The 23,282-nt window shown below is 73.2% G+C and carries 12 protein-coding genes and 1 pseudogene; 6 read left to right on the forward strand and 7 right to left on the reverse strand.

Features of this window, described 5'->3' with window-relative positions:
• The 3 genes from ACFRAR_RS30315 to ACFRAR_RS30325 are packed head-to-tail and all read right to left on the reverse strand — an operon-like array spanning position 1 to position 12,296.
• Entirely contained in the window at positions 1 to 5,535 is a 5,535-nt protein-coding gene (locus ACFRAR_RS30315; RefSeq protein WP_380701950.1) for an SDR family NAD(P)-dependent oxidoreductase, read from the reverse strand.
• Between the two features lie 6 nt (positions 5,536 to 5,541).
• A complete protein-coding gene (locus tag ACFRAR_RS30320) occupies positions 5,542 to 9,087 on the reverse strand; it encodes a condensation domain-containing protein (RefSeq protein WP_380701952.1) in 3,546 nt (1,181 codons plus the stop codon).
• Positions 9,084 to 12,296 (reverse strand): amino acid adenylation domain-containing protein, encoded by a 3,213-nt coding sequence (locus ACFRAR_RS30325; protein ID WP_380701954.1) that lies wholly within the window; start codon positions 12,294 to 12,296, stop codon positions 9,084 to 9,086. The genes ACFRAR_RS30320 and ACFRAR_RS30325 overlap by 4 nt, the downstream gene beginning before the upstream one ends.
• A 265-nt stretch (positions 12,297 to 12,561) precedes the next feature.
• Here ACFRAR_RS30325 and ACFRAR_RS30330 point away from each other — a divergent pair, with 265 nt between their 5' ends.
• The 3 genes from ACFRAR_RS30330 to ACFRAR_RS30340 all read left to right on the forward strand — a co-directional run bounded on the left by ACFRAR_RS30330 (position 12,562) and on the right by ACFRAR_RS30340 (position 16,486).
• A complete protein-coding gene (locus tag ACFRAR_RS30330) occupies positions 12,562 to 14,184 on the forward strand; it encodes a condensation domain-containing protein (protein WP_380701956.1) in 1,623 nt (540 codons plus the stop codon).
• A gap of 128 nt (positions 14,185 to 14,312) precedes the next feature.
• Positions 14,313 to 16,139, forward strand: a complete 1,827-nt coding sequence (locus tag ACFRAR_RS30335; RefSeq protein WP_380701958.1) for a hypothetical protein — start codon at positions 14,313 to 14,315, stop codon at positions 16,137 to 16,139.
• A 185-nt stretch (positions 16,140 to 16,324) separates the two neighbouring features.
• Positions 16,325 to 16,486 carry a hypothetical protein gene (locus tag ACFRAR_RS30340; RefSeq protein WP_380701960.1) on the forward strand — a complete coding sequence of 54 codons (162 nt, stop codon included), beginning with the start codon at positions 16,325 to 16,327 and terminating at the stop codon, positions 16,484 to 16,486.
• Positions 16,487 to 16,489: 3 nt separating this feature from the next.
• On the opposite strand, the gene ACFRAR_RS30345 is transcribed toward ACFRAR_RS30340, so the two are convergent.
• From ACFRAR_RS30345 to ACFRAR_RS30355, 3 genes are read right to left on the reverse strand one after another with little or no spacing between them, the layout of a single operon-like run.
• Positions 16,490 to 16,837: a hypothetical protein gene (locus tag ACFRAR_RS30345; protein ID WP_380701962.1), complete on the reverse strand. Its 348-nt coding sequence runs from the start codon at positions 16,835 to 16,837 to the stop codon at positions 16,490 to 16,492.
• Between the two features lie 16 nt (positions 16,838 to 16,853).
• Positions 16,854 to 19,454 carry an ABC transporter permease gene (locus ACFRAR_RS30350; protein ID WP_380701964.1) on the reverse strand — a complete coding sequence of 867 codons (2,601 nt, stop codon included), beginning with the start codon at positions 19,452 to 19,454 and terminating at the stop codon, positions 16,854 to 16,856.
• Entirely contained in the window at positions 19,454 to 20,188 is a 735-nt protein-coding gene (locus ACFRAR_RS30355; RefSeq protein WP_380701966.1) for an ABC transporter ATP-binding protein, read from the reverse strand. Before ACFRAR_RS30355 ends, ACFRAR_RS30350 begins: the two co-directional genes overlap by 1 nt.
• Before the next feature lie 272 nt (positions 20,189 to 20,460).
• Between ACFRAR_RS30355 and ACFRAR_RS30360 the strand changes: the two genes are divergently transcribed.
• Genes ACFRAR_RS30360 through ACFRAR_RS30370 form a run of 3 tightly spaced genes read left to right on the forward strand, consistent with a single transcriptional unit; the run spans position 20,461 to position 22,605 of the window.
• Complete coding sequence (locus ACFRAR_RS30360; protein ID WP_380701968.1) at positions 20,461 to 21,693, forward strand: sensor histidine kinase; 1,233 nt, start codon at positions 20,461 to 20,463, stop codon at positions 21,691 to 21,693.
• Positions 21,690 to 22,370 carry a response regulator gene (locus ACFRAR_RS30365; protein WP_380701970.1) on the forward strand — a complete coding sequence of 227 codons (681 nt, stop codon included), beginning with the start codon at positions 21,690 to 21,692 and terminating at the stop codon, positions 22,368 to 22,370. The genes ACFRAR_RS30360 and ACFRAR_RS30365 overlap by 4 nt, the downstream gene beginning before the upstream one ends.
• Positions 22,371 to 22,416: 46 nt before the next feature.
• Positions 22,417 to 22,605 (forward strand): hypothetical protein, encoded by a 189-nt coding sequence (locus ACFRAR_RS30370; RefSeq protein WP_380701972.1) that lies wholly within the window; start codon positions 22,417 to 22,419, stop codon positions 22,603 to 22,605.
• A gap of 118 nt (positions 22,606 to 22,723) precedes the next feature.
• Here the strand turns inward: ACFRAR_RS30370 and ACFRAR_RS30375 are convergent.
• Positions 22,724 to 23,011: pseudogene (locus tag ACFRAR_RS30375) on the reverse strand (VOC family protein); the annotation flags it as partial.
• Positions 23,012 to 23,282 lie beyond the last annotated feature (271 nt).

Genomic DNA, 23,282 nt, shown 5'->3' on the forward strand with positions numbered 1-23,282 from the left:
TCAGCGTGCTCCCCGGGTGCGCAGCTCGGCGGCGAGGCCGTGCAGGGTCGGATAGTCGAAGAGAGCCGCGATGCTCAGGTCCAGTGCGTACTGCTTGCGGATCTGGGACATCAGCTCCACCGCGGTGAGCGAGTTGCCGCCGAGCTCGAAGAAGTCGTCCTCGGCGCTGATCGCCTCGGCGCCGAGGGACTCCTTCCAAAGCTCGCGCAGTCGCTCCTCCACCGGGTCGGTGCCGGCCGGCCCGCTATCCGGCACGGGCGCCGGGGCGGAGGTCGGGCGGGTGTCGGCGGGTACCAGGACGCCGACCGGCGGCGCCACGGCGAGGTCCCGTGCCGCGGCCGGGGCGACCGGCACGGCGGCCACCACCTGAACCGTCGCGGGCTCCGGGCGCGGCACCGGGGCGCGAGGCACGGCGACCCCGAGCGGCACACCGTCGTGGAACGGGGCCACTGCCACCTGGCGCGGCGTCGCGGAGTCCAGCAATTCCAGCAGCAGCCGGGTCCCGGTCTCGGGGTCGATGCCGGACTGCACGGTCGGCGCGCCGTCCTGCGGCACCGCCGGCAGGGGCGCGGAGCCAGCCGATCCGGCTTCCGCCGTCGGGGCGGGGGCGACGTCGAGGAAGCCGGCGTCCGCCACCCGGCGCATCGTGAAGCCCTCGATGTCGGCGATCACCTGCCCGTCCTCGCCGAGCAGGGTCACGTCGGCCGTGATCAGCCCGTCGGCACTGTCCTGGCGCCGGATGTGGCTCAGGAAGCGGTCCGGCACGGACTCCTGGTTCAGCGTCAGCGAGTGGTACATGAACGGGAGGTGGAAGCTGTCGCGCTCGGGGTCACGGGCGTGCGAGGTCGCCGAGTCCAGCAGGGCCGGGTGCAGGGCGTGATCGGCGGTCTCCTGGGCGAAGACCTCCGGTAGCGCCAGCTCGACCAGGTGCTCGCCGCGGTCGCCGGGGACGCTGTCGACGGCGACGACGTTGTTCCAGCGCGGGCCGAGCGAGAAGAGCCGCTGCGGCCTGCGCCCGCCGGACGCCTTGGCGCGGCGCTGGGTGTGCCGGGCCCGCAGCCCTGCCAGGTCCACCCGCTCCACCACCCCGGTGCTCTCGCCGGCGGTGCCGCGCGCATGGACCTGCCGCCGGCCGTTCTCGCCGGTTGTCGAGGCCACGGTGAACCGCCACCGGTCGGCCGTGCCGTCTTCGGGCTCCCAGGAAATCTCCACCTGGCAGCGGTCCTCCACCACCAGGGGCCGCAGGAAGACCACGTCGGCCAGGCGGACCGGGGCCGGCCGGCCGCCGAGCACCTCGGCGCGGAAGGCCCGCACGATCAGGTCGAGGTGTCCGGTACCGGGCAGCACGGCCTTGCCGGAGACCCGGTGTTCGTCGAGCGCCGGGTACTCGGCGGGGGTCAGCTCGGTACGCCACACCCGCGCGGCCGCCACCGGCCGGGCCTGGCCGGCGGCCAGCGCGGGCACCGCCATGCCGACCGTGTTCCAGGCCGGCCAGTTGACGCTCAGCACGCGGCAGCCGCCCAGCAGCCCGTTGCCGGTGAACGCGTCGAGGAAGGAGTTGGCGGCCGCGTAGTCTCCGCCGCCCGTCAGGCCCATGACGGAGGCTCGGCTGGAGAAGGAGACGAAGAAGTCGAGCTGCGGGCGGTCGGCGAACAGCTCGGCCAGGGCCAGGGTGCCGCGGACCTTGGGCGCCAGCACGGCGCTGGTCTGCTCGCGGTCCCGGAAGGCCAGCATGCCGTCACCGGCGACGCCGGCCAGGTGCAGCACACCGCTGATCGGGCCGAACCGGGCCACCGCGATATCCGCCACCCGACGCAGCGCGCGGGTCTCGGTGACATCGCAGGCGAACACCCGGTACTCCGCGCCGGCCGCGGCCAGCTCTCGCAGGTCCGCCGTCAGCCGGGTGGTGCGCGGGTCGCCCACGGCCAGCAGCCGCCGGCGTTCCTCGCCCTCCGGCAGGCCGGTGCGGCCCAGCAGCACCAGCCGCGGCCGCAGCCCGGTACGGGCCAGCCCCTTGGCGACCTCCATGCCGAGCCCACCGAGCCCACCGGTGATCAGGTAGACGCCGCCGCGCCGCAGGGCGGGGCGGGAAGCGGGCAGTGGGTGGTACTCCTGCTCGGTACGCTGCCAGCGGCGGTCGCCGCGCAGGGCGACGACGCCGGGCATCTGCCACTGGCTGAGCTCGGCCACCAGGGCGTCCTCGGCAACGCCCGTGCCGATGTCCACCAGCTTGCAGACGATCCGCTCGTCCTCCAGGGCGATGGTGCGCACCAGGCCGTGCGCCATCGCCCTGACCGGGTCGACGGATTCGGCGCCGGAGACGTCGACCGAGTTCTCGGTCAGCACGAGCAGCGCGGGCATGCCCTGGCGGCCGGTGTGCCGGACACCCTGCTGGACGAGCGTGACCAGGCTGTGGAAGGAGCCCTCCAACTGCTCATGGACGGTGCCGGAGGTCACCCGGCCGAGCGGGTCGAGGGTCTGGGCGTGCACCAGGAGCCGCGGGAGGTTGCCGCGTCCGGCCAGCGTGCGGAACATCCGTTCGACGTCCTCCGCCGCGCCCGGGCGCAGCCGGAACGCCGTGCCGCTCTCCTCGTAGGCGGTGCCGACCTGGACCCGGGTGATTCGAAGCCCGGCCTGCTGGAGCGCCGCCGACACCTCGGTGGCGCGGTCGGGGTCCGCGGGCAGCATGACCAGCGCGGGGGTGTGCCGCGGTGCGCGTGGGCCCGCCTCGCGCGGAACGTCCACCCACGACAAGGTGGTGAACGGAGTGCCGGCGGTCTCGGGCCGCGCGGGCCGGTCCGGCGCGGGGAGCTCCGCGCCGTCCTGCGCCGCCGTGCCGGAGACACCGGACGTGCCGGAGGCGGCGGCGGTACCGCGTGGCGGCGCGGCGTCCACCCAGTGGCGAACCGGCCGGTAGGGATAACCGGGCACCGGGACCCGTCGTACCGGCTCGTGCTGACCCACGGCGTTCCAGTCCACCGGGTGCCCCTCGGTCCACAGGACCGCGAGCACGTCCACGACCGAGCGCCAGTCCGCCCGCTCCCCGTCGCCGCGCCGGCCCGGCAGGGAGGCCACCGCCAGGTGCCGTCCGTCGGCCGCGGCCGGGTGCCGGGCGACGAGTGAGGTCAAGGTGCGGCCCGGGCCCACCTCAAGGAGCAGGTGGTCCTGCTCCGCCAGCAGCGCGTCCAGGGCGGGACCGAAGCGGACCGGATCGACCAACTGCCGCGACCAGAAGGCGGGGGTCATGGCCTCCTGGTCGGTGATGAGGCGTCCGGTGGCGGCGGAACGGATGGGCAGCCGCGGGGCCCGCAGTTCGACGCCATCGAACGCCCGCTCGAACTCCTCGGCGGCGGCCGCCATCATCGGGCTGTGGAAGGCGTGCGACGTCCGGACCGGGACGCTGGAGATTCCCTCGGCCCGCAGCGCGGCGGCGAAGTCCTCCAGCACCGGCAGCCGCCCTGCGACCACGCTCTGTTGCGGCCCGTTGACCACGGCCAGGGTCAGGCCGGCGGGCAGCAGGCCCTCGACGGTGCCGGCCGGGGCCGACACGGCGAGCATGCCGCCGGGCTCCACCCGCCCCATCGCACGGGCCCGGGTGGCCACCAGCGCGGCGCCGTCGGCCAGACTGAACACCTCGGCGACGGCCGCGGCCGCCAGCTCGCCGATGCTGTGGCCCAGCAGTACAGCCGGTCGCACGCCCCACGACAACCACATGCGGCTGACCGCGTAGTCGACGGCGAACAGCAGCGGCTGCGCGAGCGTGGTGTCCCGCAGCTCCTCGTCGGTGGCGGCGCCGCGCCAGATCCGGCGGATCCGCGGATCGTGGGCGTCCAGCAGGTCGAGGCACTCGTCAAGCGCGCGGGTGAAGGCCTTCTCGGTCCCGTACAGCCCGCGAGCCATCGCGGCGTGCTGGGCGCCCTGGCCCGGCAGCAGGAAGGCGACCTCACGCGGAACCGCGGCGCCACGGCCGGTCACCACCCGCGGCGCGCCGGGCTCGGCCAGGGCCGCCGCGGCGTCACCGGCCCCCGTGGCAACCAGCGCGGCACGGTGCAGGTGAGCCGTCCGCCCGTGCTGGAGGGTGGCGACGGTGTCGGCGAAGGCGTCCTCCTGGACCCGCTCGAAATGACCGGCGAGCCGGGTCCGGTACTCCCGCTCGGCCTGCGGGTCCTTGCCCGACCAGACCACCAGGCGCTCGCGCTCCTCCTGCGCGGCGGGGGCAGGGGCCGGGCCCTCCTCGACGACGGCGTGCACGTTGGTGCCGCCGATGCCCAGCGAGCTCACGCCGGCCAGCCGCGGGGCGCCAGGGGTACGCGGCCACCCGGTCAGCCCGGTGGCCACCCGGAACGGCGAACTCTCCAGGCCGAGCTTGGGGTTGGGCTCGGCGCAGTTGACGGTCTGCGGGATCTGCTCGTTCTCCAGTGAGAGCACGACCTTGATCAGCGAGGTCACGCCGGAGGCGTGCCCGAGGTGCCCCACGTTGCCCTTGACCGAGCCGATGACGCAGCCGCCCGTCTCCAGGTCGCCGCCGGCGAGCCGCTGGTAGGCCTGGGTGAGGGCGGTGACCTCGATCGGATCGCCCAGCGGCGTCCCGGTGGCGTGCGCCTCGACGTAGGAGATCTCGGCGGGGTGGACGCCCGCCATCTCCAGCGCCTCGGCGACCACGGCGGACTGGCCGGCGACGCTCGGGGCGCTGAACCCGACCTTTCCCGATCCGTCGTTGTTGACGGCGGTGGCGCGCACCACCGCGCGGATGGTGTCGCCGTCGGCCAGGGCGTCGCTCAGGCGCTTGAGCACCACGACGCCCGCGCCGCTGCCGAAGATCGTGCCGTTGGCGTCCTTGTCGAACGGGCGGCAGTGGCCGTCCGGGGTCATCGGACTGCCGGGGGCCCACCAGTGCCCGTGGCCGAGCGGGAACTCGACGTCGGAGCCGCCGGCGAGGGCGAGTTCGCACTCGCCGCCGCGCAGCGCCTGGGCTGCCAGGTGGACCGCCAGCAGGGAGCTGGAGCAGGCCGTCTGGACGGTCATCGCGGGACCGCGGAAGTTGAACTTGTAGGAGACCAGGGTGGCCACGTAGTCCGAATTGTTGAGTACGCCCACCGACATTCCGGACGCGCTGCGCACCGTGTTGTGGTCCGACCCGGTCAGCAGGTCCACGTAGCGGTTGACGCCGACCGAGCCGAACACGCCGACGTCGCTGATCCGCGAGGGGTCGTAGCCGGCGTTCTCCAGCGCGGCGTGCGCGGCCTCCAGGAAGATCCGGATCTGCGGGTCGGTGGCGGTGGCGTCGCGCGGGGACATGTCGAAGAAGCGGGCGTCGAACTCGTCGATCCCCGGAGCGGCGGCGACCGCCTTGACGTAGTCGGGGTCGCTCAGCGCCTGCGCGGGCACTCCCGCTGCGGTGAGCTCCTCGTCGGACGGGAAGCGGACCGACTCCCGACCGTCACGCAGGTTGTGCCAGAAGGCCTCGGTGTCACGGGCGCCGGGGAACCGTCCGGCGAGACCGATGATCGCGATCGGCTCAGGCTGACCATTCATGGACGTTCACCCCTCGTGGTGGATGCGCCGGCGGATCGCCCTGCGGCGGTCCCCGGCGGCGTGCAGGTCGGCGGCGGCACCGGTGGAACGGTGCGGCAGCCGGTCGTCTCCGGCTCCCTGTCCCGACAGGAAGCGCAGTAGTTCTCGTGAACTCGGATGTGCGAAAAGATCAGTGACGGACAGTCGGATCGTCGGCTCCCGCCGCAGCGACTCGTGCAGCCGCAGCAGGGTGACCGAGTCCAGCCCGATGTCGAAGAAGTTCTCGTCCGGACCGACATCACGGCCGGTGAAGGTCCGCAACCGTTCGGCCAGCAACGCCGGGACTCCGCTGCCGGCCCCCTCGTGACCGGTGGGGTACGGCGCGGGCGCTCCGCGCGGGGGCCGCGGTGTCGGGGGTGGCCCGGGCACCTCGGACGGCCGGGACCCGGGTGGCACGGCGGCCGGGACGACGACCTTGTGGTTGGCGTCCATCGCCAGGTCGGCGGCCAGGGCGAGCATGGACGGCACGGCGAGCGGCGGCAGCCAGGCGGACAGGTGCCGCCGCAGCGCCGCCTCGGTCGGCGCGGCCCCGGCGCGGGGCACCACCCACAGCGCCAGCCGGCCGTCAGCGGTCTGCGCGGCGGCCGCCCGCAGGACACCGGCGTGACGTCGGGCAGCGCTCTCGACCTCCTCCAGGCCGACCCGGTAGCCGTTCACCGAGACCTGCCGGTCGGCCCGCCCGTCCACGTGCACCCGCCCGAAGGCGTCGAGCCGGCCCAGGTCGCCGGTACGGTAGGCGGCTGCCCCGGGCTCGGCGCCCGGGTCGGGCCCGAACCGCTCCGCAGGCCCGCTGCCGTCGAGGTAGCCGGCGGCCAGCAGGTGGCTGCGGACCAGGATCTCGCCACGCCGGCCGATCCCGGCCGGGTCTCCGCCCGGGGTGACCACCACCAGGCGCGAACCGGCCGCACCGGACCCCGCCGGCAGGACCGCCTCGTCCGCGAGCCCGTCGGGCAACGGGGCGAAGCGGGCGGCGACCAGGTACTCGGAGGCGATCTGCGGGGTCTCGGTGGCGCCGTAGGCGTTGACCACCGCCGCCCGGGTGAGCGCCCGCAGTCCACGGACCTTGTCGCCGGTCAGCGGCGCACCGCCGGACATGACCAGACGCAGCCTGTCCAGCCGCAGGGTCGGGCGTTCCGCGTGCGCGGCGGTGAGCAGCCCCAGCAGTGCCGGGGTGGCGTGCAGCAGGCTGACTCCGCGCCCGTGCAACAGGTCCAGCAGCTCGACGGGGCGCTTGAAGGCCTCGTCCGGCGGCAGTACCACCGTGCCGCCGGCCCGCAGCGGAACGAACAGATCACGCAGCACAGGGTCGTGGCCCAGGCCGGAGAGCAGCACGGTGCGGTCCGAGGAGCGCACGGCGTACGCCTCGCCGTAGTGGGCCAGCGCGCTCTCCAGCACGCCACGCGGCACCGCGACGGCGGCGGGCCGCCCCGAGGTGCCAGAGGTGAAGAGCACGTGGCCGACCCCCGGCAGGGTGCGCGGCCGCTCGGCCCCGGCCAGCAGCTGCGGTGGGCGGTGGGCGTCGGCGGAGAGCCTCACGGTGCGCACCGGACGCAGCACCTCATGGCATGCGGCCAGGCGCAGTTCGGGCAACGCCGCATCGAGCGGGGCGGGGACGGCACCCAGCTGCCAGGCGGCGAGCAGCGCGACCGGAAGCCAGGCCCCGCGCACCGCCTCGACGGCGACCACGCTCCCCTGCCGGACACCGTCCGCCCTCAGACGCTCCGCCAGCGCCGCCACCTGCTCGGCCAGCCATCGGTAGCTGAACGCCGTGCCGTCGGCGGCCAGCAGCGCCGGCGCCTGCGGATGGCGGGCGGCGGCGTCCAGGACCTGCCGGACCAGGCTGCTGCCGGGTGGGGGCGGTGCCGGGGCCGCCAGCGGCAGCGCGAGGTCTGCACCCGCGGCCCGGCCCCGGCCGGTGACCAGGTCGATCTCGGCCAGCGGGATGTCAGGTCGTGCCAGGACCTGGTCGAGCACGGCCAGGTACTGGTCGGCCAGCTCCTCGGCCAGCTCGGCCGGGAGCCGGTCGACGGCGCGGATCAGGTCGAGCCGGTAGCCCGCGTCGTCCCGCCGCAGGTAGACGTTGACGTCGAACAGGGCTGCGGTGCCCGGGACGTCGATCAGGTCGGTGTCCAGCCGCGGCATCGCCGGCGCCGGCGAGGCGGCGGTGAGGTCGTTCACCCAGATCCGGAAGAGCGGGTTGCCGGTCGGGCGGGTGGGCACGTCCAGCGCCTCGACGATCGCGTCGAAGGTGGGCGTGGCGTGCTCCAGGGCCTCGACCTGCCGGTCGCGGGTGTGCCGCAGCAGCGCCCCGAAGTCCTCCTGCCCGGTCAGGTCGAGCCGCACGGGCAGGCTCTCGACCAGGAAGCCGACCAGGGCTTCGTCGCCCGGCTCGCGCCGCCGGGAGGCGGGCATGCCCAGCACCACGTCGGACCGTCCCGACCAGGCGGCCAGTACGAAGGCCACACAGCCGAGCACGAGGACCACGGGGGTGACCGCGTGGTCGCGGGCGAAGGCCGCCAACCGCTCGCTCCGTTCCCGGCCCAACGGGCGGCGGTGCGCCTGCCCCGCGAAGGAGGGCCGGTCCGCGACCGGCCGCAGCAGCGGCAGCGAGGAATCGCGCGGTGCGTCGGCCAGGCGCGCCTGCCAGTGGGCCAGGTCAGCCGCCCAGCGGGGGCCGGCCACCGCATCGGCCTGTGCCTCGGCGTGGTCGGCGAACCGGGGGGCCGGCGCCGGCCAGCTCGGAACGCCGCCGACGATCCGGGCGGCGTACGCGGCGGCCAGATCGGCCAGCAGCAGGTCCATCGCGTGCTGATCCGCGATCATGTGGTGCGCGGAGAGGGCCAGGACCGCGTCCCGTGCCCCGGGCGCGTGCAGCAGCGCGGCGGTCCACATCGGGGCTTCGGAGAACGGGATCGGGCGCTCGGCCACGGTGCGGACGAAGTCGTCGGCCGCGGCCTGCCCGAGCGGGCCGTCCACCGTGCGCACCCGCAGACCGGGGCGGACGCGGTCGGCGTAGACCAGCTCGGGCTCGTCGCCCACCACCGAGGCGCGCAGCGCGTCATGGCGCTCGACCAGGTCGGCCAGTGCGGCCCGCAGGGCGGGCACGTCCAGGTCGCCGGACAACCGCAGGGCGGCCACCACGTTGTAGGCGGGCGAGTCCGGGTGGAGCCGGCCGAACATCCACATCCGGCGCTGGGCGGGGGCGAGCCGCGAACGACGGCGCACCGGGCGCGGCGGACCGTCGTCGGCCGCGGTGACGGCGGCCGCCGCGGTCGTGGCCGCCCCGGCCGCCACCTGGGCGCGCAGCGCGGCCAGCGAGCCGTTGTCCCCCAGCAGCAGGGTCAGCGGGATCTCCACACCGCAGGCGGTACGCACCAGGGTCCGCAGCCGCACCGCCGCCCACGAGGTGCCGCCCAGCGTCAGGAACCCGTCCTCCTCGCCGCCCGGGGCTCGCTCCAGCAGCTCCCACCACTGGTCGGCCAGCCAGTCCGTGGTGGGTGTCCCGGCGCTCACGCCGTTCCCCTGCGGATCGCGGCCGCCGGGGCGGCGGCACGGGCCGCGAGGTGGGCGGCGAGCCGGGCGGGAGTCGGCGCGCCGAAGACATCGGCGAGCTTGACCCTGGTGCCGGCCGCCTTCTCGACCTGCCGCACCAGTCGCGCGGCCAGCAGCGAATGGCCGCCGCTGGTGAAGAAGTTGCTGTCAGCGGTGATGTCGTCCCGCTTGAGGAACGTGCGCCACAGGCCGACCAGCTTGCCCACCAACTCGGCGGGCCCCGGATCGGCCGCGGCCGGTAGGTCGGCCGGTGGGTCAGCCGGTGCGTGGCCCTTCGGCACCGGCTGCGCGCGGCGCAGCCGGGCCGCGTCGGTCAGCGCGCGGTAGTCGGTCTTGCCGTTGGGAGTGGTCGGCAGGTTCTCCACCGGCACCACCTCGTTGGGGACGGCGGAGGCCGGCAGCACGGCCCGTGCGTGGTCCCACAGCGGGGCGACGAGCTCCTCGCCGAGCGCGGTCTGCACGAAGAGCACCAGCCGCCCGTCCGAGGAGGGATCGCCGACCACCACCGCGGCGGTCGCGGTGACGCCGGGCTGTCCGGCGACGGCGGCCTCGACCTCGCCGAGCTCGATCCGGTTGCCCCGCAATTTGACCTGGCGGTCGGCACGGCCCAGCAGCTCCAGGGTGCCGTCGTGCCGCCAGCGGGCCAGGTCCCCGGTGCGGTAGTAGCGCCCGAACCGCGGGTGCTCACGGAACCGGTCCGACGTCAACCGCTCGTCGCGGTACCCGAGGCCCACGCCCTCGCCGGCGACGCAGAGTTCGCCCCGCAGGCCGAGCGGCAGCTCCCGGCCGTCCGGATCGGCGACGAAGCACTTGGTGTTCGCGATCGGACCCCCGACGCCCACCGGACCCTGCGGCCCACCGCGCAAGCGGGCGGTGGTCGACCAGATCGTGGTCTCGGTCGGTCCGTAGACGTTGTGCACCTCGCAGCCCGCGGCGAGCAACCGCTCGGCCAGCGCCGCGGGCATGGTCTCGCCGCCGCAGAGCACCTGGCGTCCGGCGAGGCGGTCGCCGGCCTCGTCCACGACCAACCGCCAGCTGGTGGGGGTGGCCTGGATGACCCGGACGTCGTGCCGTTCGGCGAGGTCGAAGAGTACGCCGGCGTCGGTGCGGGCCTCATCCGGGGCGACCACCACCTTTCCGCCGCGGACCAGCGGCAGGAAGAGTTCGAGGGCCGAGATGTCGAAGGCGAAGGTCGTGAGCCAGAGCACGGCGTCGCCGGGACCGACTGCCAGGGACTCGGCGAAGTGCCCCACCACGTTGGCGAGGTTGCGGTGGCTCAGCTCGACGCCCTTGGGACGGCCGGTGGAACCCGAGGTGTAGATCAGGTAGGCGCGCTCGCCGGGGGCGGGCGCCGCCGGAAGACCTCCGGCCGCCTGTACGCTCTCGTCGTGATCCGCCCGGTCGGCCGGGAGCTCGAAGGGCAGGACCGCACACCGGCCGTCGAGCCACTCCCAGCGCTCTCCCCCCAGCAGCACCGCGGCGCCGGAGTCGGCGAGTTGGTGGGCCAGCCGGTCGCGCGGATGCCCGGGATCCAGTGGCAGGTAGGACGCACCGGCCAGCCAGACTCCGAGCACGGCCGCCGCCAGCGCACCGGAGCGCCTGGCCTCGACCGCGACCACGTCACCCGGAGCGACGCCGGCCGCGGCGAGCGCGGCGCGGGTGGCCTGGGCCGTCCGCCAGAGTCGGCGGTACGTCAGCTCCTCGGCACCGTCCACGACGGCCGCCGCGTCCGGCCGCTCGGCCGCCTGTGCGGCGATCGACTGCAGGACGCTCGCCGGGTCGATCGGTCGCTCGGTGCGGTTCGCCCGGTCCAGCACGGCACGATCGGTGTCGCCGAGCAGCGGCAGCGTGCCGACCGCCTGGTCGAGGTCGCGGCCGGCCGCCAGGATCAGCTGCTCGTACCGCTCCAGCAGCAGCCGGATGTCGGCCTCGGTGTGGATCTCGGTGCTGTAGTTCGCCTTGATCCGCACGCCCCGGGAGGACGAGGAGACGAAGAACTCCAGGTCGAACCGGCTGTAGCCGCGGTCCACGTCGAGCGTTGCGGCCGGCAGGCCGCCGACGGTCAGGGGCCCGCCGTCCTCGTCAGGCATGTAGTTGAACACGTGCCGGAACACCTGCCCGCGCCAGCCGCCGTCCTGGCGGGGCAGCTCGGCCAGGATCAGGTCCACCGGCACGTCGGCCCGCTCCACGGCGCCGAGGAAGGCGGCCTGGGTCGTCCGGACGAGGTCCGCGAACGCGGACTGCGGATCCACGCGCACCCGGCAGGGCAGCATGTTGACGTGGTAGCCGACGCGGTCGCGCGCTCCGGGCCCGCGCACGTCCACCGGTGTGCCCACCACCAGGTCGGGACCGGCACCGTGCCGGGCCAGCAGCAGGAAGTAGGCCGCGAACAGCACGCTGCTCTCGACGGCCTTCAGTTCCTTGCGCAGCCGGCTCACCACCGCCGCGGCCTCGGCGGACAGCTCGTGCACCACGCGGGCACCAGCCAGGGTCGGCTCATCCGGCTCTGCCGCCCCGCACCAGAGTCCGTGGGTCGACGGATCGCTCCCCGCGAGGTGACCGCGCCAGTAGGCACGGCTCCGCTCGCTCGGCGCGCTCTCCTCCAACGCCGGCACCTCACCGGCGAGTGCGGCCGGCGGCTCGCCCCCAGCGGCCAGGGCGCCATAGAGCTCGGCGAACTCGGCGACCACCAGATTGGCCGAGTGGCCGTCGAACACGATGTGGTGGACCACGAAGCAGAAGACGTCGCCGCTCTCGCACAGCAGGTGGGCGGCGCGCACCAGTGGCTGCCCCGCCAGCTCGAACGGGATCGCCGCGAAGGCCCGGATGTCGTCCTCCAGGCTCTGCGGGCTCGACCGGATCACCTCGACCTCGATCTGCGCGTCCTCGGGCGGCAGGTACTCCTTGAGCAGCACGCCCTGTCCGCCGTCACCGGCCTCGCGCGGGTGGAAGACCGTGCGCAGCACCTGATGACGGGTCATCAGCGCGTCCACCACCTGCTGGAGTGACCACCACCGCAAGCGCCCGGAGACCTGAACCGCCAGGGGGACGTTGTTGATCCCGCTCCCGCGCATGATCTCGTGCAGGAGCCACAGCGCGTTCTCCTTGGCCGAGGCGTCCGCCGAGCCCTTGCCGTCTGCCGTCCGGCGCACCGAATCCAGCACATCCACCGCCGTCACCCAATCGCCTATGGGACCTGATCGCTGAGGGAGTCTAGGAAGCGCGGGCAGCCTCCCCCCAGAGGCGGAAGGGCAACGCCGGGGGATCGGCACGGCTGCCCTTGTGCACCGGCACCGGGCCCTGCTGATCACCGCGGACGGCACTCGCGCGTTCCCGTCGGCTTCTCCCGCCCGGGCCCGGCGCCCACGAAGAATCGGCGCTCGATGCAAACCGCCGACAGCCGGGTGCCGGCTGTCCGGACGAGAGAGCGCAGCCATGGACCATCTCAGCCTGGTGTGTACGAGCGGCGCCGAGGTACTGGAGGTTCAGGACATCGATCCTGACGCCAACTTCTTCGCTCATGGTGGAAGTTCATTCAAGGCAGCGCGGCTGTGCGGGCGGCTGCGCAAGACGCTGGGACACCCGGTCCCGCTGGAGCTGCTCTTCCAGCACCCCGTGCTGCGGGAGTTCGCGACGGTGCTGGCTCGGCTGCCCGCCGCCGTCACCCCACCCGCCGCCGCGCCGAGCGCGCCCGCGGCCGAGCGCCTGCCCGTCACACCCGCCCAGCAGCGCTCGCTGCTGCGGGACCACGAGCACCGGACGCTCGGCGCGCCGGCCCACGTGCGCACGGTGCCCTGGTGCGTGCTGCTGGAGGGCCCGATCAAGGTACCGGCGCTGGCCGCCGCCCTGACCGCGCTTGCGGCCCGCCACGACGCCCTGCGCACCGTCTTCGAACTACGCGACGGAGTGGGCGAGGCAAGGGTCCTGCCGACGGCCGAGGTCTCCCTTCAGGTGCACGACCTCTCCGGGCTGCCTCCCGAGAGCCGGCTGCCACGGGCCCTGGAGCTCGCCGCCGAGACCACCGCACTCGCCTTCGATCCACGCGAACCGCCCCGGCTGCGCGCGGTGCTCCACCGGCTCGCCCCGGACCGGTCCGTCCTCCTGCTGGTCAGTGACCACATCGTCTCCGACGGTCGCTCAGCCGACATCCTCGGCATGGACCTGGCCCGCCTCTACACCCGCGATCTGGTCCGGGACGCCCCCGAACTCCCCGATGTCCCCGTGCAGTTCTCCGCCTGGGTGGCCGAGCGCCACGGCCCCGCGGGCCTGCGGGACCAGCGGGCACGGCTGCTGCCGTACTGGAGGCCCGAGGTGGCCGGCAACCGCTTCTTCCCCCACCTCGACCTGCCGATCACCCGGTCGGCGGGTCGCGAGCCGGCTGCCGGGGGCATCCGCCACCGCAGTGTGATGCCCAACGGCACGGCCGACGCCATGGAGGACTACGCGCGACGGCACAGCATCACGCTCTTCACCGTCCATGTCGCGAGCTTCGTCTCGTACCTGCACGCGGTGACCGGCGAATGCGACATCACCATCTGCGCGCCCGACGACCTGCGGGGGGCGGACGACGGGGATCAGACGGTCGGCTGGCTCGCCACGGCCGTGGCCCTGCGCTTCCGGCTGCCGCCGCGGCCCGCGTTCGACGATGTCCTCGCGGAGGCCCGACGCGTCCTGCTGGGTGCCATGAACCACCGCGGCCCCGGCTACCGCGATGTCCTGGATGCCGGCAGCACCCCCCAGCAGGGCGCGCCCACCGTCATCTTCTTCGAGTACACGGAGGGGGACGACGCCCAGGACGCGGCCCTGCTCTTCGCCGACACCCCGGCCACCGGCCTGCCGCTCCCGATGGCCGGGACGACGGCCGGCCTGTCCCTCTGGTCCCGCCGGACCCCCGAGGGCCTGGTGACGAGGGTCGTCCACGGCGGCAACCACCTCGACGAGGCGGCCATGGAGGACTTCCTCGCCGGCTGGCGCGCACTGGCGAACCGCGCGCTCGGCGCCCCCCGACTGCCGCTGGCCGGGCTGCTCCAGGAGAGCGGCGGGGACCGGACGGCATGACCCCGGCCCAGCAGGCGGCAGCGCCCGGCAGCCGGGCACCTCCCCGCCCGGCGGGCTCCGACCTCCCCCCAGATCCCGCACTCCGGCCCTGGGCCCCGCGTCCCACCTTCGCAACGAAAGGCATCCGCATGACCACGTATCCGCAAGAGACGGCTCTCCGGCCCCGCTCGGAACGGGGCGACGGGATACGGCTCCCCCGCTTCACCCTCCAAGACCTGCCCGCGTTCGACTTCGCCCTGCCGATCGTCCCCGAACTGGTGGCTCCCGAGGAGGTGCCCGCGCCCTGGGCCTACAAGCGCTTCCGCGACTTGGAGGCCAAGGAGGCCTTCCGCACCCTGCTGCTGAAGGAGATCGACAGTGCCTTCGAAGAGCTGGCCCCCGGCTCCGCGGCCGAGGCGAGCACCGCGCTGCGACACCTGCTGAACCAGATGACCGAGAAGGGCGCGGTGGTCCTCGCGGACATCGTCGACGCCCAGGCCTTCCGGACACTGGTCGAGCGGTACGACGGGATCATGGCCCAGGAAGGCAGCGGCAGTTTCATCCACCGCTTCGTCGACCTGCGCAGGAGCATCGGGCTGCTCACCGATCCCGCGGTCAACCAGCCGTTGCTCCACCCGCTGATGGTCGCCCTCATCTCCTACGCTGTCGGCGGGCCGGTACGGATCGTCGACGCCCGGGCGAAGGACGCCGAACCGTTGTCGGTCCTGGCGCAGGACAACATGCTCCACATCGACAACACCCCCTTCAACGACGAATACAAGATCCTCGTCACCTGGCGGCGCGGCACGACCGAGGGCCCCTCCGGCCAGAACTTCACGTTCCTGCCCGGTACCCACAAGCTCGCCCGGAGCTGCTTCACCGACGACGAGAGCACCACGTGGTCGAGTGAGAACGCCTCGATCTTCACCACTCCCGACAGCATCAGGAAGGTCTTCGCGGCCCAGCAGCGGCTCAACAACGAGACGCGGCCGGCCGTCGTCGAGGTCTGCGACCCCGAGCGCCCGCTCAGCAGCGTGTTCGCCGCCGGCTCGCTGGTCCACCATCGCTTCCGGACCGCGTCCGGCCAACCCCGGAGCTGCGTCATCGTGGCCTTCCACCGGGTCGCCGACAACCCCGGCCGGCTGGTGAGCGACATCGAGGACACCCCGAACGCGTCGTTGAGCGAGCTGCTCACCTGCGGTGCCGCTGACGAGTCGTACGGTCCGCGGTTCCTCGCGCTCCTGAAGGCATCGGCTGGGGAGATCGCCGATCTGCTGGCCAGGTGGGGGCGCCGGCCCGACCGCCCCGTGCCCCTGCCGCTGCCCGAGCAGACACTCAGCGGGCAGCGCTTCGACGAGTGGATGGCCGCTGCGACCGAGGCCCCGAAGGTGCAGGAGATCCGGGACCGCGAGCAGGTCGTCCCGTTCGGGGAGATCCTGCTGCGCGAGGAGTTCTTCGACCTGGTCTGGCGCCTGATGCGCTTCGACAAGCACGGCCCGTTGGACCTGATCCTCCACCACGACAATCACGAGGAGCCCCGGAAGTGGGCGCGCAACCTCATCCGTGAGGCCTCCAAGGACCGCCTGCACGAGCGGCTCGCGGGCTGGAGCCAGGACCTCGAACAGCCCCGGCCCTCGGACGCCCTGTTGCCCCGGCAGGTGCGGGACCTGGTGACGCAGGTCCTCGACCTGGTGAAGCTGGACGGGTCCCAACAGCCCCCCGCGGACTGGCGGGGCGACCTGTCGGGCATGAGCCCCGAGGTGGCCGGGCTCTCGGTGACCCAGTTGCTCCGCGACCTCTCCGAGGCCGTGGTTCGCTGCGAGGACCTGCCGGCCTACCTGTCGACCTGCCTGTTCGTCTTCTGGGCGGTGGACGCCGCGTACAGCCTGGACGGCAGGCGGAACACCGCGGTCCAGGCCATCTCGCTCCGACTGCTGCGGCACTACGTCCTCCTGTCCCTCACCTCGGCCGGGTGAGCCGAACCACCGGACTGTCCTGCGCCCCTCCAGCCGGTACCGATCGAGGATGCCGACATGACCCGCACCTTCGAAGAACTCGTCGGTGAGGCCGAGTCGGCACTCGATGGACAGCGGGTCCGTGGACAGCTTGAAGGGCGAGCGGCCGGCCGGACCTTGCCGCTCTTCAGCAGAAGGCTGACTTCGTGGCCGACTTCGCCGGCCGCCACCACGCCTGCGTGCACGTACTGTTGAGCGTCATGGACGGCTTCGTCAACGAGTTCACGGGACCGCGGTGGGTGCCGTGCGTGCCGAAGGGCCGTACCCGCCGGTCGGCGGGTACGGCCCTGGTGGCGCGGGGTCGGTGATCGTCAGCGTTTGAAGGACTTCAGGAAGAGGAAGTCCCGGACGCGGGAGCCGCGCAGGTATCCGTTGCCTCCCCTGCCCTTGTTCCAGGCGCCGTCGAAGTAGTTGTTCTCGATCTGGAGGTTCTTGGCGACCTCGGTGACGACGGGGTGGGAGCCGGTCATCTCGCCCCTGATCCCGCGAACCCAGGAGTTGGCGGCCCATTTGACGACGATGCCGTGCACGGCGGCGTCGGGGGCGAGGTTGCCGTAGTCGTGGGTGGCGCAGTTCGGGGCCGGATCGGTGCACTCGGCGGCCAGGCCGTCGGTCTGCCGGGTGAAGGTGAAGTCCTCGAACCCGACGTCCGTGATCATCTGACGCAGCGCGTTTCTAGTCCGCGGCCAACGCGGACAGGACGTCGAGGCGAGCCGCCCGCACAGCCGGGGTCAGCGCCGCGAGGACGCCGACGATCACGGCAGCCGCCGCCAGTTCCGCAAGGGTGATCCAGGGCACTGACAGGATGGTTTGCCCCTCACCCGCCATGCGATGGAGGGCGATCCCCCAAGCGATGCCGAGCGACACTCCTGACAGAGCCCCCAAAGCAGTGATCACGACCGACTCCAAGCGGACCATACGGCGGACTTCGCGGCGTGAGGCGCCGACCGCGCGCAGCATGCCGATCTCGCGCGTCCGTTCCCCGACCGACATGGCCATCGTGTTGGCCACGCCCAGCACCGCGATGACGACCGCGAGGGCCAGGAGCCCGTACGCCATCGAGAGCATCTGGTCGACGCCGCTTCGGACGGATGCCTTGTAGGCCGCCCGGTCCTGCACGGCCAGCTGCGGATACCCGGCCAGCGCCGTGGTGAGCGCCTTCCCGACCGCTGTCGGGTCCGCGCCGCGGGCCGCAAAGGCAAACAGGGTGGTGTCGGAGGCGGTGGGAGCCAGGGCGGACAGGACGTCGAATCCGACGCTGGGCGCGAGTCGTGCCCGGCCCATCGACATGCCGGGCGGTTCTTGGCGTTGAACGGCGCCGATCGTCAGGGTCACCGGGGCGCTGCCCGGTCCGGCGAGGGTGACGTGGCCGCCGATGCCGACGCCGAGTCGCTCGGCCATGGCGTCCACGAGGACGACCTGGCCGTGGGCGAGCGCGGCCTGCGGGTCGCCCGCGGTGTACGTCTCGTGCATCGCGGTGGGGAAACCGGGCTCGTCGCCGTAGACGGTGGTGGACAGCGTGGTCGATCCCGCGGTGAGCGTGGCCTTGGTGATCCGTTCCCTGACGACCTCGCCGATTCCCGGTACGCGCCGCGCCGTCCCGGCGGCCTCGGGTCCGAACTGCGCCTGCGAGTGCTGTCCGCTGATGATGAAGTCCGCGCCGAGCATCCGGTCGGTGCGTGCCGCCATGGAGTCCGAGGCGGAGGCCGCCGAGACGGCCATCGCCGTTGCGACGCAGATACCGATCATCAGCGCGGCAGAGGTGGCGGCAGTGCGGCGCGGGTTGCGCAGCGTGTTCCCGACGGCGATGGCGCCGATCGGCCCGAAGAGCCGCGGGAAGGCGGCCGTCAGGACCGGGACGACGCCGCAGACAAGAGCGGGCCCGAGCGGGAAGAAGGCGATCAGGGTCAGGATCATGCCCGGCGCCGTCGCGGCATGGCCGGCGATCAGCAGACCGGCCCCGGCCAGCAGCAGCGCCGCGCCGGTCAGCGTGCGGCCCCGGCCGGGCCGGGTGCTCGGCGCGGCCGCCTCGCGGAGAGCGGCCATCGGCGGGATGCGTCCCGCACGCCGCGCCGGGATCACCCCGGCGGCCAGCGTGGCCACGATGCCGACGGCGTAGCCGACCAGCACGGCAGCGGGCCCGACGACCAGCGAGGTCGAGCCCAGGTCGAGGCCGAAGGCGGCCATCGCCGCGTGCAGCCCGACGGCCAGCCCGATCCCGGCGCCGATGCCGAGGGTGGAGCCCAAGAGGCCGAGGACCAGGGCTTCGAGCAGGACGGACCGGTTCACCTGCCCGCGGCTCGCGCCGATCGCACGCAGCAGGCCGAGCTCGCGGGTCCGGGCCCCGACCAGCATCGAAAACGTGTTGAAGATGAGGAGCACGCCGACCAGGACGGCCACCACCGCGAAGCCCATCATCACCATGCCGAGGAAGTCAGTGGTCTGACCGGCCCCGTTGTTCGGGCTCACGGCGGTCGGATCCTTGGCCTGGACCTGGACCGCGCCGCCCAGGGCGGCCGCCAGGCTGCGACGGAGATCGGCGGGCGTCACACCGGCAGCAGCGTCCACCCGGATCGAGGTGGCCGCGCCGGGCTTGCCGAGCAGCCGCTGCTGGGCAGTGGCGGTGTCGACGTAGATGCGGGTGTTGCCCTGGCTGGCGGCCTTGAAGTCGGCGATGCCGGTGACCCTGGCCTCGAACGTGCCGGGGACGGCGACCACCCGGATCGTGTCCCCGATCCGCACGTGGGCGCGGTCAGCCGAGATGCGGTCGAGCACGGCCTCGTCAGGGCCCTGCGGGGCACGGCCGCTGGCGAGCCGCACCGGCGACCGGTCGGAGTCGAACCAGTTGCCTGCCAGTACGGGGATGCTGCTCTTGGCGCCGAAGCCGGACATCCCGCCGGCCGCGTCGATCGCCTTGTCCTGTGAGTCGGTCAGCGTCGCGGTGTCGACCGTGACGTCGGGGTACGCCGCCGCCACGCCCGGCACGGCGCGCACCTTCCCGACCAGGGCGTCGGCGTCCGGCAGCGTGCCGCCCTCGCCGACCACGGCCCGCTGCACCGCGTCGCCGACCTCGGCCGGCCCCGTGCCCGCCGGCAGCGGGGCAGTGACGGTGACGTCCGGGGCGCTCGCCGCCGCGGCGTCCTCCAAGGCCCCGTTGATCGTGCCGGTGAAGATCATCGTGCCGGTGACGAAGGCCACCGAGAGCACCACGGCAAGGCAGGACATCGCGAGTCGTCCTTTGTGCGCGAAGATGCCGCGCAGCGCCACCTTCAGCATCAGCGGTGCCCCCCGCCCTGGCGCATCCGCTGCAGGACGGCCTCAGCGGTCGGGGACCGCAGCTCGCCGGCCACCCGGCCGTCGGCGAGGAAGACCACGCGGTCGGCGAAGGACGCGGCGGTCGGGTCGTGGGTCACCATGACGACGGTCTGTTCGAGCTCGTCCACGCTCCGGCGCAGCAGCCGCAGCACCTCGGTCCCGGCCTGGGAGTCCAGGTTCCCCGTGGGCTCGTCGGCGAACACGATGTCCGGCCGGCCCGCGAGGGCGCGTGCACAGGCGACCCGCTGCTGCTGCCCGCCGGACAGTTCCGAGGGCCGGTGGCACAGCCGGTCCGTCAGGCCGAAGGCCACCACGATCTCGTTGAGCCAGGCCCGGTCGGGCGTGCGGCCCGCGATCGCCATGGGCAGGGTGATGTTCTCCAGGGCGGTCAAGGCCGGGATGAGGTTGAACGACTGGAAGATGAAGCCGATCCGGTCGCGGCGCAGCTCGGTGAGCTCGCGCTCGCGCAGCGCGGTGAGCTCGATGTCGTCGATCCGGATTCGGCCGCCGTGCACCGAGTCCAGGCCCGCCAGACAGTGCATCAGGGTCGACTTGCCCGAGCCGGACGGGCCCATGATCGCGGTGAACGCGCCGCCCTCGATCTCGACGTCGACGGCGTCCAGCGCTGTGACCTTCGCGTCGCCCGTGCCGTGGATCTTGGTGATCTTCTCGCCGCGGGCGGCGGGCTCGGACACGGGAGCCGGTGCCCGGCCGGAACCCGGTGCTTGATCCGGAGCGGGTGCTCGGTCGAGAGTCATGCGGATGCTCCATCCTTCGAAGATCGTCAGGTATCGGATGGCTTTCCACGATGGCGGTCGCGGCCGGTCCGCCGGATCAGGCCGCGGCACGGAGTCGGTGTCCGGGCCCCGGGCCCGGACACCGTGTGCGCCCCTGGTCGGAAGTACAGGTCCGAAGATGCGACCGCAGATGGATGACCCGCCCACGCGCCCGCGGATAGTGTCAGGACGTGCACCTTCGGCCCCCGCTCACCAAACGGCTGACCCGCGTCCAACTCGTCGGCCTGGACGTCGCGGTCGGCATCGCGCTCCTGCTGTGGGGGCGTCCCACCGACGCCCAGCTCGCCACCGCCGGACTCTCGCTCCCGGGCTGGTACGCGCTGTTGACCTTGCTGGCCTGCGCGGTGGCGGCCAAACGGCTGTGGCCCCGGCTGGCCCTCGGGGTGTCGCTGGCGACGTACGCCACGATGGCGGCCTACGGGTTCGTCAAGTTCCCGTCGCTGGCGGTCGCGTTCTGCCTCTACCAGTTCGCGCTCTCGCAGCCACGGTCCCGGGCCTTGGTCGGCCTGGTGCTCGCCGAGGCCGTCGTCGGCGTCGGCATGGCGATGGGCAGCGGCTCGGTGCTCTTCGACAGCGCGTGGGCCGCGATGTGGTTGGGACAGAGCGCGCCGATCGTGGCCTTCTGGGCGGCCGGCATGATGATCAGGTCACAGCGCGCCCACGACGCCGGGCTGCGGGCCCAGGCGGAACGCCAGGCGCAGGCCCGCATGGAGGAGGCGCAGCGGACGGTCATCGAGGAACGTCTGCGCATCGCCCGCGAGTTGCACGACGTGATGGCCCACAGCATGAGCGTGATAGCCGTGCAGGCCGGCGTCGGCCGCCACGTCATCACCGGACACCCCGACGAGGCCGCCAAGGCGCTGACCGCGATCGAGACGGTCAGCCGCACGGCTCTGCGCGAGATGCGGGCCCTGCTCGACGTGCTGCGGGAGGAGCCACCCACCGCCGACACGGCGGCCCCCTCGGACCTGGCGAAACCCGGCCTGAGCGACCTCCCCTCCCTGATCGAGCAGACCGGCCGCACCGGGCTCCAGGTCGAGCTGCGGATCAGAGGCGCCGCCCGGCAGCTCCCGCCGTCGATCGACCTGGCCGGCTACCGGATAGTCCAGGAGGCGCTGACCAACTCCGTCAAGCACGCTGCGACCGCCCGCGCCCGGGCCCAGGTCAGCTACCACCCGGACGGCATCGAGATCGAGGTGACCGACGAGGGCCGCGACTGCGCCGGTCCGCCCGGCCGCCCCGGCCCCGCCGTCGCGCCCGACAGCCCTGGTGGCCATGTCGGTCACGGCCTGATCGGCATGCAAGAACGGGTCGCGCTCTCCGGCGGCGACTTCGCCGCCGGCCACCTCCCGCTCGGCGGCTTCCGCGTCTGGGCCCGGTTCCCCACCGGGGAATCGGCGTGAGCGGGGACCTGAGCGGGGACGTGCGGGTGGTGATCTGCGACGACCAGGCCCTCGTCCGCGCCGGCTTCCGAGTACTCGTCGACACTACGCCGGGCCTCACGGTGGTCGGCGAGGCGAGCGACGGAGCCGAAGCGGTCGAGGTCATCCGACGGGAACGGCCCGACGTCGCCCTGATGGACATCCAGATGCCCGGGATGGACGGGATCGAGGCCACCCGGCGACTGCTCGGCGGCGAAGACCCACCACCGGTGCGGATACTGATACTCACCACCTTCGACCTCGACCGTTATGTGTTCACCGCGCTCCACGCGGGCGCCAGCGGCTTCCTGCTGAAGGACACCCCACCGGAAGACCTCCTCGCGGCCATCGGCGTCATCGCCGACGGCGAGGCTCTGCTCTCCCCCCGCGTGACCCGGAAACTGGTGGCCGAGTTCACCAGGCGCCCCCAGGTGGCGGTCGGAGCGAACCGCCGCCTCGACGAGATCACCGACCGGGAGCGCGAGGTTCTCGTCCTGATCGCGAATGGCATGTCCAACACGGAGATCGCCGACGAACTGCACCTGTCGCACTCCACCGTCAAGTTCCACGTCAGCAGACTCCTCGCCAAGCTCGGTGCCCGGGACCGAGCCCAGCTCGTCATCGCCGCCTACGAGAGCGGCCTCATGAACCACCGGTGAATCGGCCCTCTCGCTTCCGCCGTGGTCCCTCGGGACTCGCCACCCAGTGGGGTGCACTTCCCAGCCGACCCCGCACTCGCGTTCCACCCGCGGGCTGGTCCGGCAGGGCGGGCCGGTCCGGCTCTGGGACTCCGTGGCCGAGCTGATCACCCGGTGGCGCGTCGCGGGTGAGCCCACGGGCGAGCGGCTGCGGATGGTCGTCAGCGCCGAGGGCCAGCGGATCGAGTGGGACTGATCCCGGAAGACAGGGGCCCTGTCCGGTAGGCCCCATGCACGACGACGCCCCGTGCGGTCTCGCTGACCGTGCGGGGCCTCTTGCGTGCTCCGACGTGACGGTATGCTCAGCAGAACTGGTAGTCACGTGTGTTGGGGTCGGCCATGACCGTCCAGGGGACGTCGCCCTGCCCCACGTCGGCGATTGTCGCGCCGAGGTCCTTCAAGCCTGCGACCAGCCCCGCCTGATGGGCCGTCGAGGTGGTGGCCAGGTCGAGGTGCACCCGGTTCTTCACCGTCTTGGGTTCCGGGCGGGCGATGAGGTCGATGCGGACGGCCGCGGGGTCGGGGTAGGCGAAGCCGACCGGTTCGAGGTTGGTCACGCCGGGGCCCTCGCTGTCGACACCCCAACCGAGTGCCTCGGTCACCGGGCCGGCGGTCGGACCGTCGAGCCGTCAGCTTGTTGTTTTACCTCCGGTGATCAACTCGAGGTTGTTCGAGCTGGTCACCCACATGGGGATCTGCCAGACAAGGCGACGACCTCCGTCTCACGCTGTGTGATGTCGAGTCGCACAACAGAGCCGGAGGTCGTCGGTGTCGATTGTGGTCCCTGAAGCCGTTCGCGAGCAGGCAATCTCGGAACTGTCCTCCTTTCGAATGGACTTGTACGCCGCGATGCCCCGCCGCGCGGACGCCCTG

The sequence above is a fragment of the Kitasatospora sp. NPDC056651 genome, from assembly GCF_042792155.1.
In the GTDB taxonomy this organism is placed as follows: Bacteria; Actinomycetota; Actinomycetes; order Streptomycetales; family Streptomycetaceae; genus Kitasatospora.